The sequence below is a fragment of the Anabaena sp. UHCC 0399 genome, from assembly GCF_034931465.1.
Lineage (GTDB): Bacteria > Cyanobacteriota > Cyanobacteriia > Cyanobacteriales > Nostocaceae > Trichormus > Trichormus minutissimus.
The window spans coordinates 1-18621 of sequence record NZ_JAYGGZ010000034.1; the positions used below are offsets into that span (position 1 = coordinate 1).

Consider the following 18621-nt stretch of genomic DNA (forward strand, 5'->3'; position numbering starts at 1 on the left):
GCGTTTTCCCTAAACTACCACCCCCTAATTTTTATTTTTGGCAAGTCAAAGCGGGGTCAAAATCCCCAGGGATCTGCCAAATTGCTCAAACTCTTGTCTTGACGGCATTCTATCAACTTCAGGGCGAATCCAAGTTTATTTATTAGCGATAGAAAATTAGTTTTTAAGTAGACTTGTCAAAATCGCCTCTGGAAAGCAGTAAGGATAAGCGTTTGACAAGTCAGGGTTTCAATAACCCTCACAGTAGGTGGTGGGTTGAAAGCAATCTTCAATACAAACAAGAACTGTAGATAGTTCCAGTTTCAATAACCCTCACAGTAGGTGGTGGGTTGAAAGACCGCACAGAGATGCCCCGCAAATAGCTAGAACAGTTTCAAGAACCCTCACCGCAGGTGGTGGGTTGAAAAATTAAATTTTACCTCTTCATATCGTATAATTGTTTATTAGGGTGGTTTAAAAGGAGTGCTGCGATCGCACAGGTAAGGCAGCCAGTGTATAGTAACTAAACCTCTGCTTGATTGGAAACAGCAAAGCTAAGGGGTAGTTATATGTTTTTAATTAGACTGCACACTAATTGCTTTAAAGCTAGATTTATTAGCAAGATAAAGTTGTTGGCTAGTATAAAAGCACTTACGAATTTGGGTTTGTTGTAATATCTTCAATTAGAGTCTGTAGTATACATCTAAATTTTTAAGTCTCATTTTGGACAATAATTCTTTAAAACTGGTTTCAACTCTGGACAATAATTCTTTAAAACTGGTTTTGAGTGCTGAAAGTCCCGAAAATACGTCACTTATGTCCCCTCACTACATCAAAATGGACAAAAATTCTTTAAAACTGACAATAATAATTTAATGTACAAATGGAGAATAGGAGACTCGAACCCCTGACCTCTGCGGTGCGATCGCAGCACTCTACCAACTGAGCTAATTCCCCTAACAGTATTGTTAATACATTACCCTATTTTAACATTCAGTTATGCTGGTCTGGGGCTGTTTACCAGAAAATACTTGTTGTATTCGTTCTAGTTCTAATTCACTCAGGTAATCTACCGTCCAGTTACAGCAACGCTGGAGCATATGGAAGGGATAGGTATTAGCTACACCCACTACTTGCATCTGCGCGTGTTTTGCAGCTTGGATACCTGGGGGGGTATCTTCAATCGCCAAACATTCTGGGAGTTGCAGATTTAATTCAGGATATTCTTGATTGAGGCGTTCGACTGCTAATAAATACCCATCTGGCTGGGGTTTACTGGTGGTGATGTCATCACCGGCGACAACAACTGTAAAATATTCTGCTAGTTTGGCTCGTTCTAATACCAGTTCAATTTCCTGATGTAGCGCACCACTGACTACAGCTAGCTTGAGATGTTGGGAACGTACCTGATATATCAAGTCTTCTACACCTGGATATATGGGGAGTTTTTCTAGTTTCTCTAGTTCCAACACATAGGCTTCGGCTTTGCGGTGAAGTAGCTGGGTTAAGTATTCTTCACTAGCGACTCTACCACGATTGACGAGTAATTCTTGGAAACAAGCGCGATCGCTCCGTCCTAATGAAGCTTGACGCTCTTGGACTTTCTGGGGTTGGAGATTTTCCTGAACGAGAATTTCATCTATCAGTTGTAGGTGGATGCGCTCATCGTTAATGATTACGCCATTGAAATCAAACAGAATTGCCTTTAAACTCATGCCGTTATATGCCAAAAGCTGGAGACTCTAGACCCTCCAAATCATTATTATCTATTGCTGGTCTATATTGTCTCACTTTTCCTTGAGTAGTTGCATCTGTTCCGGGAATTGGTTTTACACCGCTAGTTACTTGATGTATCCACCAAACTTCTTCGGTTCGCACCGCCTCAAACCCCACCGCACCCATCCGCGCATCTACACTATCCGCCGCATATTCACGAATGTAAGGCTCTTCAAACACATTATTGAGCCAATCTAATTGACGCAGGGTTTTCTGATTCCCATCGAGAATTAATACTTGTCCACCGACTACCAACAACCGAAAGCATTCTTGGAGGATCGTTTGGGATACTACAACTGGTGTTTCATGAAATAGCAAAGTACCTGTCACTAAATCAAAGGAAGCATCTGGAAAGCTAGTTTTCTCAGCGTTTCCATGTCGCCAGATGATATCTAAACCCGCATCTTTGGCTTTATCTTCGGCTCTCACCAGCATATAGGGTGATAAGTCCAAACCGATGACTTCAGCTTCAGGGAAAGCTTGTTTTAACATCAAAGTTGTCGAACCTGTACCACAGCCTAAGTCAAGTATGCGCCGGGGTTTGACTTTGACTGCATCAATTAAAGCTTGACGCACCCAGGTTTCATTGGGTGGTATTACGTATTCGGTAATGGGGTCGTAGGTGACAGCCGCACTAGGATTAAGATATCCCCCCTCAATACCGTGAAAGTTTTGGCTCATGTAGTATGTAGGAATTGTCACATCAGCACGCCGGAAGCGATCGCTCTCTTTCTCCCAGTCAATACTTTTAGCATACCGATGCAATTTCTCTTCATCAATCAGAAAACGGACTACAGGCGATAAAAAGCTTTCCCAAATAGTATTTTGACGTGTCGCCATAGGTTTGAGTGAGGCTTGGCCGTGGACTTTACAAATTGTAGTATATCTGGCAAAAGTCTGCTTTTTTTTGGCAGACTTAACTAGCCAGGGAGCAGGTTGACATTCAAATTCATTTATACTACATTTGTAATATATGAATAAAATTCACCCATCTAAAAAATGACAATTATTCTTTCCTATTTCACATTCCCCATTCTCTATTCCCTTTAAAAAAATGCCCTACGAAAAGTTAGAAATTAATACAAAATCACCCGTTTTATCTTGGGCAAATCACCCCTTGGGGTCTGAAGAAACCAAGATGGCTAAAAATGTGGCATCGCTACCTTTTGTATTTAAACACGTAGCATTAATGCCAGATGTTCACTTAGGAAAAGGTGCTTTAGTTGGTTCTGTAATTGCTACAAAAGAAGCCATTATTCCTGCTGCTGTGGGCGTGGATCTTGGTTGCGGTATGAGTGCTATTAAAACATCATTTACTGGTGAACAATTAGAAGGCAAACTCAAGAAAATTCGCCTTGATATTGAAGCAGCAATTCCCACAGGTTTTAACGAAAATAAAGATGTCGAAAAATCTGTTACTAATTGGCAACGTTGGCGAGATTTTCAAGACTTGCATCGTGGTGTGCAAGACTTACAAAGCAAAGCGATGAAACAAATGGGTTCTCTTGGCGGGGGTAAAAGATTGCCCCTTACTGTAGTAATACAGTAATCAAAACTCGTCCAAATCGGTGAAGGCTGAGATTGCTAATACCGAGGGAAGCGGTAAAACGCCCTGTAGAGAGCAGAGGGACTTGGGCATCCTAAATAATTTAGGATGAAGGTGTGCTCCGAACTATACCGAAGAGGAAGGTATAGAATCAAGCAGAAATGACTTGATCGATTGCGATTTTAAGATATGATATTGTAGTTTCATGCAATCTACTAATATCACTCTCGAAAACCCCTATTATGCCTACTTGTTTGGCTTCATTCAAACTGATGGTCATCTATATAATAACACTCGCGATCGCGGATGCTTAAGTATAGAGATTAACAAGCAAGATGAACACATACTTTAGGCTTTCCAAAATCTCATACCATTTAACTCCTCAATTACTGAATGTGTACGCACAACTAACTTTAGTAGCGATAACAAAACAGTTATTTGGAGAGTTTATGATAAGCAATTTCGAGATTATCTTGAATTATGGGGTTTACCGAATGGGAGTAAATCACAGTTAATAAAACTTCCTAGTTGTCGGTTCTCTAAAGTTGATTACTTTCGAGGACTGATAGATGGAGATGGTTCTTTAGGACTTACTTCAAAAGGCTTTCCTTTTTTATCTCTGGTTACATCTAGCTCATATATTGCTATTGGATACATAGAATTTATTAACCAGATGACAGGACAAGTAAAGACATCTACTAGAAATACTAGAGATAGGGTTTATAACATAGTGGTTTACAAGGAAGATGCTCAGACATTAGTAAGGCAGTTATACTATAATAATTGCCTAGCTTTATCTAGAAAAATAATTAAGGCTAGAGAAGTGCTAAGTTGGAGTCGTCCGGCTGATATGACAAGAGTGAAACATAGAAAGTTATGGACACTCGAAGAAGATCAGTTTATAACTAACCATTCGATTGAGTGTTCTATGAAAGTGCTTAGTAGAAGTCGAAATAGTGTAGAAATGAGACTATGGAGACTGAATAAATTAAGCAAGCAATCAGTAACAAATTGAATCACTTCATTGAAGTTTGCCTAGATACAGAGAACCAAGTTTGGCTGATGTTACATTCCGGTTCACGCAACATTGGTAATAAACTTGCCCAGTGTCATATTAGTACAGCTAAGGAATTAGCGAAGATGGCAGGTAATCATTTACCTGATCCAGATTTAGCCTATTTTATAGCTGGCACACCAGAATTTAAAGCTTACTGGAATGATTTACAATGGGCGCAAAATTATGCACGAGTAAATCGTGATGTGATGATGACACGTTTCCAGCGCATTATGGAAAAGCATCTAGCAGGAGGAAAGGCAATTAAACCTTTATTGCAGGTAAATTGTCATCATAACTACGCTGAGAAAGAAATACATTTTGGCGAGGATGTCTATGTAACTCGCAAAGGTGCAGTCCGCGCAGATAAAGAAGATTATGGCATTATTCCTGGTTCAATGGGAGCAAAATCTTTCATTGTCAAAGGTAAAGGTAACGCACATAGTTTTTGTTCTTGCTCTCATGGTGCTGGTCGTTTAATGTCGAGGAATAAAGCTAAAAATGTCTACACTCTTGATGATTTAATTGAGCAAACTAAAGGCGTAGAATGTCGCAAAGATACTGAAGTTTTAGATGAAATTCCTGGTGCTTATAAACCTATTGAGCAAGTAATGGAAAATCAAGCTGATTTGGTAGAAGTTGTAGCCACACTCAAGCAAGTTGTTTGTGTAAAAGGTTAATTCCAATGTTTGTAGTGAGGGCTTTAGCCCTCATTCTTACCAAAGATTATTTATACAGTAAACATTAAATTGTAGGGTGTGTTAAAACAGAGCGTAACGCATGAAAGAGAGGTGTGTTACGGCTAATTTAGCCTATCTCAAGTCCTCAAGTTCTTGCATAGCCGTAACACAACGGCAATAAAGCCGGAGGAAAATCCACACCGCTTTTTGCCTCCCCTACTTAATATTTACTTTAAAATGACCTTTTAGGGTACTTCAATCGTAATCAAAGCATTTTCTGGTAAGTATTTTTTGTAACATCCTTCATCCGCCAGCACTAAAACCAAGCGTAAAGGATAATCTGGCGGTACTTGTAAATCCGCCCAAGGTACTGCCAATTCTAAACAGTTTTCAAAAGCAACTTGAGCGCGACTGCTGCGGGAATGCCATTGATAATTATCTCCAGCTTCTCGAAATTGCACTGATTGGGTGAGTAAATTAATTGCTAAATGGTGGTGATAAAGGTAATTCAGGGGGGCTGTATCCGGCACATCTGCCAAAGGAATGGGGCTGTTGTGCATGGTTCTATCGGGATAGAACCAGAGCAAATTTAACTCCGTTGGTAAATCTTTACCTGGTGCAACGCCACTTTTAAAGTCCAACCGCAAATAGAAATTGAGGTGATCGACTCCATACCAAAGACGCTGAATGGTGCTACTGACGTGCATTGTTCCCCGCGCACCGCCAATTTCTATGCGTCCGGCTTTGTCCCAGTCTTGTTCATCACCTTTACCGTCAATCACCGGATGGATAAAGCTTTCAGGCGAATGGTCTGTCCTGGCTTCGTGAACCTCAACGGCGTGTCTGAGATATGGGGGTATCGGTTCATTTAATGCTTTGTAGATACCGCACAGATGTTCGCGAAATAATTGGTCAAAGATGGCATCTTGATTAGAAGAATGTCCTTCCCCAAACCACCAAAACCAGTCAGAACCTTCGGCAGCATACAAAGCTTCCCAAGCTTCAGGGTTGTTTTCTTCTGTCGCTTCAGGATGGCTGGCTAGCATTGCTCTAGCTTCGGTCAGGTATTCCCAAGCGCGGTTTTTAGCAGGATCACCAATCCATGTAGTAAAGCTGCCATCGACCCAAGAACCGCTATGTAGCTGCTCTCCGGGGATGGTGGCTGTAGCGGGGAATTGTTCGAGGAATTCGGAGACGGTAACAAGTTTGATGTTGGGTTCGTTACTTAAGCGTTGATATAAAGCTTCTAAGAAAGGTTTGCCATCTTGGGGATAAAACTCCCAACAATTTTCTCCATCCAAAGCAATGGTAACTAACCAAGGTTGTTCGCTGGGACGTTCTCTTTGCATTTTAGCGATCGCTTCTAGATGTCCCACAAGATCAGCGGCGGCTTGTTTTGCTGGCATTGACCCATAGGTAAAGCCAATTAAATCTGATAATCTGTGGTCACGAAAGACAATGGCTAAATCGCCGGCTGGGGTTGTTAGGCGATAGGGCTTGTACATCAATTCCGGTTCTAGGACATTCCCCGCGCCATCCCGATGGAAAAAGTGTTTTAATGTCCACCCCAGAACCGCTTCATCGGAACAAATCCAGTTAAATCCTTGTTTAATAATATACGGTAGGATTTCTGGGCTGACTGACTGTTCTGAAGGCCATAAACCCCTGGGTTCTTGTCCAAATCTTTCTTTATATAATTCCCAAGCTTTACGCAAATGCCGAGGAATATCTTCAGCCCACTGAAAGCGAGACTCTGGTAGTGCCATATGTGGCACTGCAACCCGTCCAGAGTTGGTATCAGCTAGCAAGGGCAAAATTGGGTGAGTATAGGGTGTAGTGGTAACTTCCAATTGCCCTGATGCTTGCATCTTACGATGTTGGGGGATGATGCGACTGAGGATATCGCGTTGCTTGGAGTAAATACGCTGGCGATCGCTTAATCCAAAATTACGCCCTTGCTCTAACCAAGCGGCAATTTCTGGGTCATCCCAAAACAGGGGATCTATCCATGCCAAATTATGCCATGCCAGCAAATCACCATACTCAGCCAAGCCCCAATTAGCTAAACACCAAGATTGTCCTTGTTCTTGCCTTTGATAATACAACTCGGCATAGCGGGGATGGGGATCAATTAAGGTGTGGTGATTAGCATCAAAAAAGTGTTGAATGATAAATTCTTTTTGCTGCTGAGTCAGTTGTTCCGTGGGTGTCAAACTGGCTTTCAGGTAAGGGTCAAAAGCAGTCCCAGCAATATAATCTTCTAGTTGCAAGATTAAAGATGGCACTAAATTCACTGTTTGGTGTAATTTAGGGTATTTTTCGAGAATTAACACCAAATCCAAATAATCTTTTGTGCCGTGTAACCGTACCCAAGGCAGACGATATTGTTGACTTGAAGATGTTGAAATGCCGTTGCCAGGAGATTTGTACAACGGCTGATGTTGATGCCAAACAAAGGCTACATAGAGTGGATGAGACATATTATCTAATTAGGGATTGGGTATTGGATATTGGGCATTGGATATTGGGCGTTGGAAAGAGACAAGATAGACAAGGTTGCGGGGGGAGACAGGGTAGAATCGCTTCCTTGTTCTCCTTGTCCTCCTTGTCTTCCTTGTCCCCAATCCCTAGTCCCCAGTCCCTAGTCCCTCATCCCTAGTGCCTAAATGATTTGCTCAACTTCAGCAATTTCGGGAATCATTTCCCGCAGACGACGTTCAATACCCATTCTTAGGGTCATGGTGGAACTAGGACAAGAACCACAAGCACCTTGCAGGCGCAGCTTGACAATAGGCCCATCAAGCTCTACAAGTTCCACGTTGCCACCATCGGAGATCAGATAAGGACGCATTTCATCCAAGACTGTTTCAACGTTTTCAACTGTTAATTCCATCGTGTGATACCTAGTAAGTTAACAATGGTGATAAGGAATTAATGTGTAGTAGTGCTAAAGTCTACTACAAACCCATGCTCCAAAATGTTATTTTTTGGCTTTATTAAATCGATCCTAGATCCAATTGTCACTAGATTGCCTTTTATCCAGAGTTTAGCAAATAGTCAGGCCTAACCAAAGGAGCAAGGGAGCAGAGGAGAAAAATTTTGGCTTTCCCTGCATGGGGTTTTCAGGGGAAAAACATTTATTTCAAGATGCGAAGCAGGTTCGCTTAGGGTCTCCAAGAGAGATAAGCCTTACTTGAGGTGGGAATATTGTAGTGATTCCCCATTTTTGAAGATTTTGCAGAAGCTACCCCAACCTCGCGGTCGGGGCTACTTTTGCTACACCCCTTGCACTAAATAAATATTACCAGTATCTGCAACATTATGGTTGCCAAATTGGCAAAAACTCCTTTTTAGGCAAGTGAGTAATGATATTTTGCCGAGCGAGGGTTGTTTTCAGGAAAGTAGTATACTTAACTCTTTTCCAAATTGCAATTTTTGCTACTGATTTGTTACTCAAACAGGCGTAGAATCACCCAATTGATTTCTGTAGGCATCAGCAGTTTCCGTTTCCATCCCAAAACCTCCAGCTTGGACATGACGGAGTAGCGATTGAATGATTGGCATCGCAATACTCATACCGAATAAGGCATTGAAACCTGCAACAACCACTGGTGCTGACAACACAACCGTAAATTCTGGGAATAAAGCTAACACAGCCACTAATAGCAGAAAAACAATAGGTGTAGCAATGCCAGCTGTCTTTACAGCTTCTAAAACTAAATTTTTATATTCTTCAACAGTAATATCGCCTCGATAAAGATCCAAGGAGTATGAAATCGCTGTTACTACAACTTGAGTGAGAATAGCAGTTCCTGTGGCAGTGATTCCCAATCTAGCAATTGTGCCGGAGTTGCTAATAATAGAATCTACTGCATTGTAAACCCGAATATAAAACTGTTCCCCAACCGTCATAACTTCGGCACCGCGACGAAGATTATCAATACCTACTTCCCATACAATGTTGTCAGCACCATTTGACCCACCTTGGGAGCTTGGGATGATATGACTACCATGTTTGTCACTAAGAAATTCACGAATAGTTCTGTCGTTTTTACTACTTAGTATTTAGCCCCGCTTCTCACTTTAAAACGAAGTTGATTAACCCTAAATCTGCGGTAGGAAATATCAGAGCAATCGAAATTTGCGGAATTGGGTGGAATACAACAGTCCGGGTAAGAGTGATGGCATCACCGCAAAAGCGTAGCCCATCAGCTACGCTTTTGTGGTTATGCTCTCCCTATTCAATCAATTTGCATTTGTGTTTGTTCAGTTGTCAAAGAGCGAATCAACTCTCGAATAACATCTGTTGATGGTCGTCCTGTCGTTGAACAATATTTTTCCAATTTTTCTACTTCACCTGATGTGAGATTGATTGTCAATCGTTTAACAGCCCATTTCTTATTCATGAAGTAGCAACCTATACTTTTAAATACTTCTCTAATATCAATCATCTAAGCTGTTACAACCATGATAAATCTAATGATATTCATTTCAAGAAGTTGTTAAGAAAATGCTACTAATTTTAAACCTGTAATGAAGAGTTTCAATAGATGTTAAATTATAAAGCTTAGATAAACGAGCCAAGTGTCATCGTCAGGCGATCGCTGCTGACTTAGCAAAACTGCAAGGATAGCCGGATTAACGGGATGGGCTACGCCCGACCAGAGGTCATCGCACAGCATCAAGCTACCCAACTGGAGAAAATCGTCCCTGCTACTCCCGACGAACAAGTGAACGACCAAAAAGAACTAGAGAATTAGCTGGGTGGGAAAAATGGAAGAGGATCGAGATAACTTATCTATCTGCATCACCTTTCGTATTCAGTTCGTTGCAGTCCGTACTCGTTTTTTTGATGATATGAATTAGTTATACAAAAAAGATAAGGGATTGCTCATATTTTCGGCAAAACCAAGAATACCGCGATCGCGATGTTCATAAATTAATTTTCCTTGAGAATCAAATAGAAAAGTTCCTCCCCGTTGTGTCAAATAAGATGAATCTGGGACATAAATATTCCAGTTGCTCAAAACTTCGGTCATATTTCGCAAGCGCAGGGTTGCTAATTCAAAAGGACGTTGAAAGCCTTTTCCTCCAGCAGCTTTGAAAAACGAACCTTTCATTGGTGGTAAAGGCGTACCCCTGACAACTTCCTCATCAGCAATTAACTGAGGAGCTTTCTTATCACCCTTATAGCCCCGAAAAACTTCTTTCAGAGTTCCGGGACTACCAATCCCCGCACACATTAGCATTAAATTCAGCCAAGCTTTTTGTGATGTTGATAGCACGGGGAATTGTAGAGACAAACCGCGATAAAGACCTAACAAAGCGTGTATTTCCGCTTTTGTATCCACAAACAACCATTCTTGAGGAAATCCCGTATATTGACAAAACTTGATCCCAGAATTGCGGTTTCCAATTCCAATAGCACGAATTGTGATTCCTCTTGCTGCGATTTTTTCTTTTTCTCTTTGCAGCCACCAAGCGTATTCCAAATTATCAAAATCTCCCAACTGCGACCAAATAAGTACAAGCAACTTTGAAGTATTCGAGCAACCATCTAAAACGGGTTTAATCTCTCCATCGCTAACTTGCAAGCGTTGAGTTTGACTCAAAAGCGAGTAAATATCTGGAGAATTGGCGCGTGTTTGGGGATTCATTTAGGTGAAAACAACAGTCTTTAAATATTATTTTAGATGGATTCGGACAAGGTTCTGGAGATTTGACTCTTGATGGGCAAGCAATCAAAGATTTTCTATCCCACTCCATTCTTTCAAAATGGGCAAAACAAAAGTAATCGGCGATCGCTCTTCTACTGTTACTCTGACAGTAGTGGTTGTTCCTGGTGAAATTGCTAACTTTGGCCCATTAGAAGATGACCACTTGTAACCGCTAAAGGTCTTGGGGTCAAGTTTTAATTGCGCGATCGCTTCTATTTTCCCTCCTTCCCCATCCATCACTTTTTGGACTAATTCTGGGTTTCCTACCACAGAACTTGCACCTTCTGAGGTGACAGGAAAGGCTGAAACTTGCTTAATTTCCCCGACAATCCCCCCAAATCTTGCCCGCTTGACCGTATCTGGTGTAATTAAAATCGCCATTCCTGGTTTAATTTGCTTGCCATCTTGTACCCTAAAGTAGACGACACTCATCATTTCACTGGCTTGTCCTGATGTTTGCAAAGTTCCTAAACGGTTTCCAGGACTGAGATATTGCCCCACAGTAGCAGTTATTTCTACAATACATCCAGCGTGAGGACTTTTAATGGTGCTATTCTCTGCAACTTCTTGTTCCCAGCGAGCGATCGCTTGCTGCAATTCCTGAATTTGATTTTTCTCAGTATTAACAGCTTCTAGATTATTCTGTTCTAGTTGTTTGCTACGGGTATTTAATTTTTCTAACTCAGCGTTAATTTGGGTAATATTATTGTTATTTTCCAAATATTTTTGTTGTTGTTCTGTTGCTTGGACTCGTAGTTGCTGTAACTGTGCTTTAATCTCTGAGATATTCTGACGGGTTTGGCGATATTCTTGTTCTGCTTGTAAAACTTGTTCTTCGGAAATTGCTCCTTGCTTTTGTAATTCCCGTTGTTTTTCCACTCTTTTTTGGAGTACAGGCGTTAATTCCTCTACATCTTTGAGACGTTCTTGGAGACTAAGACGCTGTTGGTCAATGCTATTTAACCCTTCATCTTGGAGGCGGGGAGCTAATTTTTGAGTATCTTGCAACCGTTGTTTTAAACTTGTTCGTTCAGCAGTAATTGTTCCTGTTTCTAACTGGGTTCGTTGTTGTCGTAGTAAAGTAGTTTCTTGGACTTGTCGTTGTAATTGCGCTAGTTTATCCCGTTGTTGCTGTAATTGCTGTTTTTGTTGGGAGGGATCGATAGTGGCGAGAATATCATCTTTTTCTATACATTGTCCGTCTTTAACATTTAGCGATCGCACCTGTCCCGATATGGGAGACTGAAACTGTACAACCTTCCGGGGATTGATTAGCACTCCCTTACCTGTGACTGTGATGGGAATATTACCAAACACGCTCCAGAGTACACCTAAAACCCCAAAAACAGCCAATCCGCCCAAAGATAACCAATCTTTAGGGTTGACAACTTGCATCAAATGATCCAACCGTTCTGGAGAAGATAGGCGGTCGAGTGCTTGTTGACGGAAAATAGTGCGTTTTTTTTCAGACATTCATCTATTTTTGGGCTAGAGATCCACACCAGAGCCATATCGGGAATGAAACTAGCCTCCATACTATATTTTCAGATAGAAAATAGTATGCAAGCGTGTATCAGTATTGTACTGATTAAACGAAATAGTCAATTAGTAACTTGGGCTGGGAGTTCGGAGTAGAGAATAGGAATATTCTGCGTGAACGCAACTTAGTATAAGGTAGTTCTATGTTGGAACATATCCACCTGAACTACGACGACCTTGGTACGACCCTTCACCCCCACACACGTCTAAAAGGTCTTTCATATTCAGTTTAATCAGAGTATTCGCATCTTTTGCTACCGATGATTCACAATCTACTTCGGATGTAGAAATTACATCAGATTCTCTCAAATTAGGTAGCACAAATTTATGATGGTTCAGGTTTATCTCTTTCATTTTTTGAATCTTTGAGTGTCTGAAATTTTGGCATAGTCTGTGGTTGAGTTACCCTTGAGCAGTAGGGTACGGCAACATATAGTCATCAGTAGTCAATATCGATATTCAACCTTGATTTCAGTGAAGTTCAAACTAAAACTCTCCATCCCTCTCCCTCCTGCAATTATTGCCAATTCTGCTGGGAGGAGTTTGGACTCTGGATTTAATTGAGAGAATCTAGACTCTTTATTGTTAATGTTTTTCTTGTTGTTTTTCATTTTTTTCTGAGATGGGATTGAGTGTATGTTCTGAGGTTTGAATTCCCTCACTCACTACATACGATAGTCAAAATGTTTTATGCACTATCCGCTTTTTACAGCGAAGATGTATTCGGTTGAGAGGTTAACTTCCTCCAACTCCCCAGATCAAGTCAAAATAATTACGAATTACGTAAAGCCTGCGGCATAGCTGCGCTTAGAGCGTAGCGGGATGCAGCCCATTAATAATTATTTGGTCATTTGTCGCGCCATCAAATCAGCAAATAACCCCTCAACAGCAGCCAATTCCTCAAAACTTCCCTGCTGGATAATCTTCCCAGCTTGCAGCACATAAATTACATCTGCATGACGAATCGTACTTAAACGATGAGCAATGACAACACGAGTAACTCCCAATTGTTCTAAACTTTGAGTCACGATCGCCTGAGTATGATTATCTAACGCAGATGTTGCCTCATCAAACAGTAAAATCTGCGGTTTATGTACCAACGCACGGGCAATAAATAATCTCTGTTTTTGACCCCCTGAAAGGTTGCCTCCTCCTTCAGAAATAATAGTATGTATCCCCATCGGCATTGCTTCCACATCATCTGCTAATCCAGCCATCTGCAAAGCTGTCCAAGCTTCCTCTTGAGTAACAATTGCACCCCCGGCAATATTTTCCCAAATCGAACCACTCATTATTCGCCCATTTTGCAGCACTACCCCCAATTGTCGCCGGACTGCGGCAATATCCAATCCTGACAAATCTCTGCCATCATAGGATATTGTTCCTGCCTCTGGGGTTTCAAATCCTAACAACAACCGGAGAATAGTGGACTTTCCACTTCCCGATGGCCCGACAATAGCAATAAATTCTCCGGCTTTGGCTTCTAGGGTGATATTGTCTAAAATTAAAGGACTATCTGGACGGTAACGAAAACTAACTTGGTTGAATTTCAGTTGACCGGAAAGCTTTCCCGGATGAAATTTATTAACATCTACTTCTGGTTTTGTTTTTAAAATGGGTTGAGCGCGTTCCCATAAAATCGTGATATCTAAAATATCTACGGCGGTGTTGCTTAATCTCGTTGCGCTAGTGATAAATGTCGCAAAGGCAATATTAAATGCCAGAAATGTGCCGGTAGATAATTGCGTTTCCCCATCGGACTGGCTAATTAAGGAAACAGCTAAAGTAAACACTAGAATTGAACTTACTGTCGGCATTGTAATATTAAAGACAGTCAGCACATCTTCAATGTATTGGGTACTCAACATCAGTTTTACCTGCTGAGTATATTTTTTCGCCCAGCAAGCAAACGCTTCTGATTCAGCCGCCGCAACTCGTAGTTTAGATACTCCACCGATTAACTGCACTGTTAGTCCCAGAATTTCCCCTGCAAGTTGCTGGAGGGGACGGGATTTGCGGCGAGTGATGAGACTAATGATAGTAGTAACTAGAAATATTAGCAGCGCGATCGCGATCGCCACTAATGCCAGAGGCAAACTATAAAATAGCAATAGCCCCAGATTTAACAATGAGAATACACTAGTAAATATAATTCGCAGAATTGCACCGCTAAGTCTGTTGCGAATTTGAGTAATAGCAGAGACGCGGTTATATAAATCTCCTGTGGAATACTCGCGAAAAAACGCAGGTTTGAGTTTCAGAAGTCTGTCCCAAACAGCCGCTTGGGTATCATAACTGACTTTAGTTTGTAATCTGAGGAGGGCAAAAGCTTGAGCCAATTGAAATATTACCACCCCAAAACTAGCTGATAACAATCCCAAACCCATCTGGATTAATAATTTACGGTTCGCATCGGGAATAGCATAGTCGATAATAATGCCCGTAATTTGCGGCGTAAACATTGTAAACAAAGTTGCAATTATTCCCACCGAGAGAATTTTTAGTAAGTCTGCGGTACTCACTTTCAGAATAAATTGCAGGATGTCCAGTAGAGTAATTTCTTTGTCCGGTAAAGGACGATAAAAGGTATAGGCAATAGGGGCTAGTTTGGTAGCAGTTTGGCGGTTGATAGGAGTGCGCGTCAACTCTACAGGGTCAAGTATCTCATACCGAGTGGCTTTGACTTTTAGTAGGGCAACAGGTCGGTTGTCTTCTTGAGTAAAAGCAACTAAAGAACCACAATCATTTTTCCACCAGTTAGAGGTAAGAGTGATGCGACGAGTACGGAAACCAGAAGCGCGGGCAATTCCCTCTAGGGTTTCATGGAGTCCACTCAGGTTTTCGGATTTAGCGGGGGGACGAATGGTTATACCCAATTCCTTCCCGACAGCACCCGCAGCAATTAGTAGGGGCGTTTCTCCTTGGGGAAGGTTGGCGGTGGGATTCAGGATTGATGCTAATTCCCGTAGGGCTTTTTCTGTCATAGGACAGGATATTTTATCATGTCCTGAATTTTACCAGATTCATGAGTGATCCTGCTCAAGCGAATGCCTCTTCATCTTCATAAGCAGATAGTGCATAAAAAAATCTTGACTGACCTATCTAGTGAGTAAGGGAATCAAAACCCAGAAAATACACTCAAAAATTAACAACATGAAAAACAACAAACAAAAACCAACACATCCACAACAACTACACAGCAATGAAAAACAACTTGAACTATTGAGTGATGATCAACTTCAAGATGTAGTTGGGGGTTTATTACTTCCTGCTGTGCAAGCAGCCCGTGAAGCCGCATCTCGTATTAGGGCGTAAGGGACTTCCAGTGAAAAAAATATCCAAACTGTAGGGTGCGTCAGTGCGATAGAACCTAACTATACTAAGAAATTATTCATACTGACGCACCCTAACCAACCATCAATCGCGGATCATTTATTTCTTGGTGTTCCCTAAAAGGCAGCAATAGGAGCTAGTTTGTCGGCGGTTTAGCTACTTAAGCGAATGCCTCTTCATTGTAAAAAGCGGATAGTGCATAAAACATTTTGACTATCGTATGTAGTAAGCGAAGGAATTAAACCCCAGAGCATACATTTAAAGGTTAAAAACATGAAAAACCAACACACAAAAACATATCCACAACCGCTTAACTCCAAGAAAATACCACAACTTCAGCTACTCGATTTAGAACAGCTAGATAGTGTAATTGGTGCTGCTGGCTATATAAAAATAGGAGATATTAAGGGGGAATGTCGATAATCCAAGTTCAACCGCTCAAAAAAACATTAAAATCCAATACGGTTCAGTTAGTGTCACAAACCTTAAACTGAGTAGGTTTGATTGAGGAACATTGGTGCAGCCTTCCCGCAGGGTAACCCAACATTCCCGTGATTCTCTGGGTTACGCTTTGCTTAACCCAACATACAATTTTTCTTGCCTGAACCGTATTGCATTAACAGTAAATAAGATGAACAATCAACAAATAAAAATAAATCAACAAGAGCAAAAATTCCAGAAACTCTCACAAGTTCAATCACTCACATTAGAACAGCTAGATAGTGTAGCTGGTGGAACACCTTCAGAAGCCTATTTTGTCAGGTGTGACAGAGGTACGATGACATAAATTAAACTATGAGCCATGCCCTTCAGCCTATTGTTAAATCTTCTTAATATTAGGCTTTTTTGCCGTCATGATTGAGCAATGATCAACTAACTTGCTTCTGAAGAAATCAAACGCTGATAAACTCCCCCCTTCCTGGCATAATTTCTCGTGAGTTCCGCGCTGCACTACCTTAACCTGTTCTAAAACAATAATTTCATCACAATCTCGAATTATACTACTTGTAGACAGTTAGACTACTTCGCCAACCAGCTCCGTCAGTACAAGTAGTAGTAGTTTGTCCTGCTACCGACGTATCGCGTGTGCAAGTGATGACACCACCAATAACTTGATCTAAATCATCGATTTGATTTAACAATGTAGATGCTTGCTCTAATTTGCTTGACTTTTGAGTTTTTTGTAGTTTCATAGTATAGCTCGTTAATTATTGCAGAATGAACATCTCTCATTCTTGTCTTTGTCTTCAAATACAAAGATGCTGTTTTCGGAAAAACTGAAAATTTTAGTAGTAATCCAAAAATATTAGTCTTTAAAATGTTTACTATACATGGATTATAGGGATTTGGATGGAAGCGAACAGCTTTAACTTTCTTCTGAAGAAATCAAACGCTGATATACTCCCCCTTCATACCATAATTTCTCGTGAGTTCCGCGCTGCACTACCTTACCTTGTTCCAAAACAATAATCTCATCACAATCGCGAATTGGACTCAAACGGTGGGCTACCAGAACACAACTACAGTTGCGCGATGGCGTTGCGATCGCAGATTTTTTACAATTATTTGTTCTGTCTGGGTATATGAAGCCAGAAAATTTTCTCGTACCTTGAATTTTACTAGATTGATGAGTGATTTTGTTCAATCGAATATTTCTTTACCGTAAAAAGCGGATAGTGCATAAAACATTTTAACTATCGTATGTGGTGAGCGAGGGAGTTAAAACCCAAAACCTATACTTAAGGATTAACAACGTGAATAACCAACACACAAAAATACATTCACAACAGCGAATTGTCAATAAACTTTCACAGTTGCAGCCACTCAATTTGGAACAACTTACTCAAGTCAATGGTGGATTTGGCGATGGTAGCGTTAGGTTTTTGAGGAACAGCATAACACGTTAATTAATATTAGGACTACTGGATAGTCGCGCCGCATCAACTCAACAGCCCTTGAAGGGCTGTATAAATCATATTCAAAAGAATAGCAGGATAAATTATGCAACTGTTCACAATTCCAAATTTTACTTATCCTTTCCCATCATCTATTAATCCAAATGCTAAAGATGTGGAATTGCACTTATTAGAATGGCTAAATAATTTTAGCTTAGTAACTGAGTCTACAATCTGCAAAGTTTTGGCAATTAAACTTCATCTTTTAGCAGCATATACTTATCCTACAGCTTCTATAACATCTTTGGAGATAGCTACAGATTTTCTGGCTTGGACATTTATATATGATGATAAAAGCGAAGAAATGGGAATACCAGAAAAAATTAATAATCTCTATCAACTTAATCATCGCTTGAATGAAATTCTTAGGGGTGTTAATCCTGTAAAGGAAGATCAACCACTAATTCATGCTTTGGCAAATATTTGCCAAAGACTTAAAAAGCAATGCTCAATGAATTCCTACAATCGTTTCATAAAAGGTGTTGAGGGTTTTATTAATGCCTCTGCTTGGGAAGCCAAAAACAATTGTGCAGAAATAAAACCAACTCTTAGCACTTATTTAAAGATGCGTCCCTACATCGGAGGAGGCTATCCTCTCTTAGATTTAATTGAGTTGGTTGAGGGAATTGAGTTTGGTTCAGAGTTTGTTAATCATCCCACTATACAAGCTCTCAGGTTGACAACTAATAATATAGTATTGTGGTCAAATGATATAGTTTCATGTCATAAGGAATATAAAGCAGGACAATACCATAATCTTGCTATCATCCTTCATCAGACCCGTAACTGCACACTGGAAGAAGCAATTCAAAAAGCAAAACAAATGCACGATGCAGAAGTAGAATCCTTTTGTGAATTAGTTTCACAACTACCTTCTTTAAGCTTGTTAGTAGATGCCGAAATGCAGCGTTATGTAGCTGGATTACAATCTTGGATAAGTGGTCATTGTGATTGGTTTTCTATTTCAGGACGCTACAAAACTTTTACCAATAGTTACAAAAGCTAGTATTGAGTGCATAAAAATTTTTGACCATCGTATGTA

Annotated in this window: 17 protein-coding genes, 1 tRNA gene and 2 pseudogenes; 7 read left to right on the forward strand and 13 right to left on the reverse strand. The window is 40.6% G+C overall.

Translation table 11 applies throughout. The annotated features are described in order from the left end of the window. Positions 1–863 precede the first annotated feature (863 nt). The 3 genes from VB693_RS17975 to VB693_RS17985 all read right to left on the reverse strand — a co-directional run bounded on the left by VB693_RS17975 (position 864) and on the right by VB693_RS17985 (position 2595). A tRNA-Ala gene (locus tag VB693_RS17975) sits at positions 864–936 on the reverse strand. 29 nt (positions 937–965) lie between these two features. Next, positions 966–1694, reverse strand: a complete 729-nt coding sequence (locus tag VB693_RS17980) for an HAD family phosphatase (RefSeq protein ID WP_323267447.1) — start codon at positions 1692–1694, stop codon at positions 966–968. Between the two features lie 4 nt (positions 1695–1698). Then, entirely contained in the window at positions 1699–2595 is an 897-nt protein-coding gene (locus VB693_RS17985; RefSeq protein ID WP_323267448.1) for a class I SAM-dependent methyltransferase, read from the reverse strand. Between the two features lie 214 nt (positions 2596–2809). On the opposite strand from VB693_RS17985, the pseudogene VB693_RS17990 reads away from it, so the two are divergent. The 3 genes and pseudogenes from VB693_RS17990 to VB693_RS18000 all read left to right on the forward strand — a co-directional run. Beyond that, positions 2810–3271: pseudogene (locus VB693_RS17990) on the forward strand (RtcB family protein); the annotation flags it as partial. Between the two features lie 235 nt (positions 3272–3506). Beyond that, positions 3507–3653, forward strand: coding sequence for a hypothetical protein (locus VB693_RS17995; protein ID WP_323267449.1), 147 nt, complete (start codon positions 3507–3509; stop codon positions 3651–3653). A gap of 662 nt (positions 3654–4315) precedes the next feature. Next, positions 4316–5035 (forward strand): annotated as a pseudogene (locus VB693_RS18000) (RtcB family protein); the annotation flags it as partial. Positions 5036–5280: 245 nt separating this feature from the next. Here VB693_RS18000 and VB693_RS18005 read toward each other — a convergent pair. From VB693_RS18005 to VB693_RS18040, 8 genes are all read right to left on the reverse strand, one after another. Continuing rightward, positions 5281–7515 (reverse strand): glycoside hydrolase, encoded by a 2235-nt coding sequence (locus VB693_RS18005; RefSeq protein ID WP_323267450.1) that lies wholly within the window; start codon positions 7513–7515, stop codon positions 5281–5283. A gap of 182 nt (positions 7516–7697) precedes the next feature. Next, positions 7698–7928, reverse strand: coding sequence for a NifU family protein (locus tag VB693_RS18010; protein ID WP_190706057.1), 231 nt, complete (start codon positions 7926–7928; stop codon positions 7698–7700). 560 nt (positions 7929–8488) lie between these two features. After that, a complete protein-coding gene (locus VB693_RS18015) occupies positions 8489–8947 on the reverse strand; it encodes a hypothetical protein (RefSeq protein ID WP_323267451.1) in 459 nt (152 codons plus the stop codon). Between the two features lie 329 nt (positions 8948–9276). Continuing rightward, entirely contained in the window at positions 9277–9441 is a 165-nt protein-coding gene (locus tag VB693_RS18020) for a ribbon-helix-helix protein, CopG family (RefSeq protein WP_190706050.1), read from the reverse strand. Positions 9442–9897: 456 nt separating this feature from the next. Beyond that, positions 9898–10692, reverse strand: a complete 795-nt coding sequence (locus VB693_RS18025; RefSeq protein WP_323267452.1) for a peroxiredoxin-like family protein — start codon at positions 10690–10692, stop codon at positions 9898–9900. Positions 10693–10776: 84 nt separating this feature from the next. Then, a complete protein-coding gene (locus tag VB693_RS18030) occupies positions 10777–12225 on the reverse strand; it encodes an NHLP bacteriocin system secretion protein (protein WP_323267453.1) in 1449 nt (482 codons plus the stop codon). Between the two features lie 207 nt (positions 12226–12432). Next, the gene (locus tag VB693_RS18035; RefSeq protein ID WP_323267454.1) at positions 12433–12645 is read right to left on the reverse strand and encodes a hypothetical protein; all 213 of its coding nucleotides are present in this window, start codon (positions 12643–12645) and stop codon (positions 12433–12435) included. Between the two features lie 485 nt (positions 12646–13130). After that, positions 13131–15275, reverse strand: a complete 2145-nt coding sequence (locus tag VB693_RS18040; protein ID WP_323267455.1) for an NHLP bacteriocin export ABC transporter permease/ATPase subunit — start codon at positions 15273–15275, stop codon at positions 13131–13133. A 169-nt stretch (positions 15276–15444) separates the two neighbouring features. Between VB693_RS18040 and VB693_RS18045 the strand changes: the two genes are divergently transcribed. The 3 genes from VB693_RS18045 to VB693_RS18055 all read left to right on the forward strand — a co-directional run bounded on the left by VB693_RS18045 (position 15445) and on the right by VB693_RS18055 (position 16411). Then, complete coding sequence (locus tag VB693_RS18045) at positions 15445–15606, forward strand: hypothetical protein (RefSeq protein ID WP_323267456.1); 162 nt, start codon at positions 15445–15447, stop codon at positions 15604–15606. A gap of 291 nt (positions 15607–15897) precedes the next feature. After that, positions 15898–16047, forward strand: a complete 150-nt coding sequence (locus VB693_RS18050) for a hypothetical protein (protein ID WP_323267457.1) — start codon at positions 15898–15900, stop codon at positions 16045–16047. Positions 16048–16255: 208 nt separating this feature from the next. Further along, a complete protein-coding gene (locus tag VB693_RS18055) occupies positions 16256–16411 on the forward strand; it encodes a hypothetical protein (protein ID WP_323267458.1) in 156 nt (51 codons plus the stop codon). A 214-nt stretch (positions 16412–16625) separates the two neighbouring features. On the opposite strand, the gene VB693_RS18060 is transcribed toward VB693_RS18055, so the two are convergent. Both VB693_RS18060 and VB693_RS18065 read right to left on the reverse strand, forming a co-directional pair. Further along, positions 16626–16817 (reverse strand): hypothetical protein, encoded by a 192-nt coding sequence (locus VB693_RS18060; protein WP_323267459.1) that lies wholly within the window; start codon positions 16815–16817, stop codon positions 16626–16628. A gap of 173 nt (positions 16818–16990) precedes the next feature. Beyond that, complete coding sequence (locus VB693_RS18065; protein ID WP_323267460.1) at positions 16991–17269, reverse strand: hypothetical protein; 279 nt, start codon at positions 17267–17269, stop codon at positions 16991–16993. Between the two features lie 356 nt (positions 17270–17625). Between VB693_RS18065 and VB693_RS18070 the strand changes: the two genes are divergently transcribed. Then, positions 17626–18585, forward strand: coding sequence for a terpene synthase family protein (locus VB693_RS18070; protein ID WP_323267461.1), 960 nt, complete (start codon positions 17626–17628; stop codon positions 18583–18585). Positions 18586–18621 lie beyond the last annotated feature (36 nt).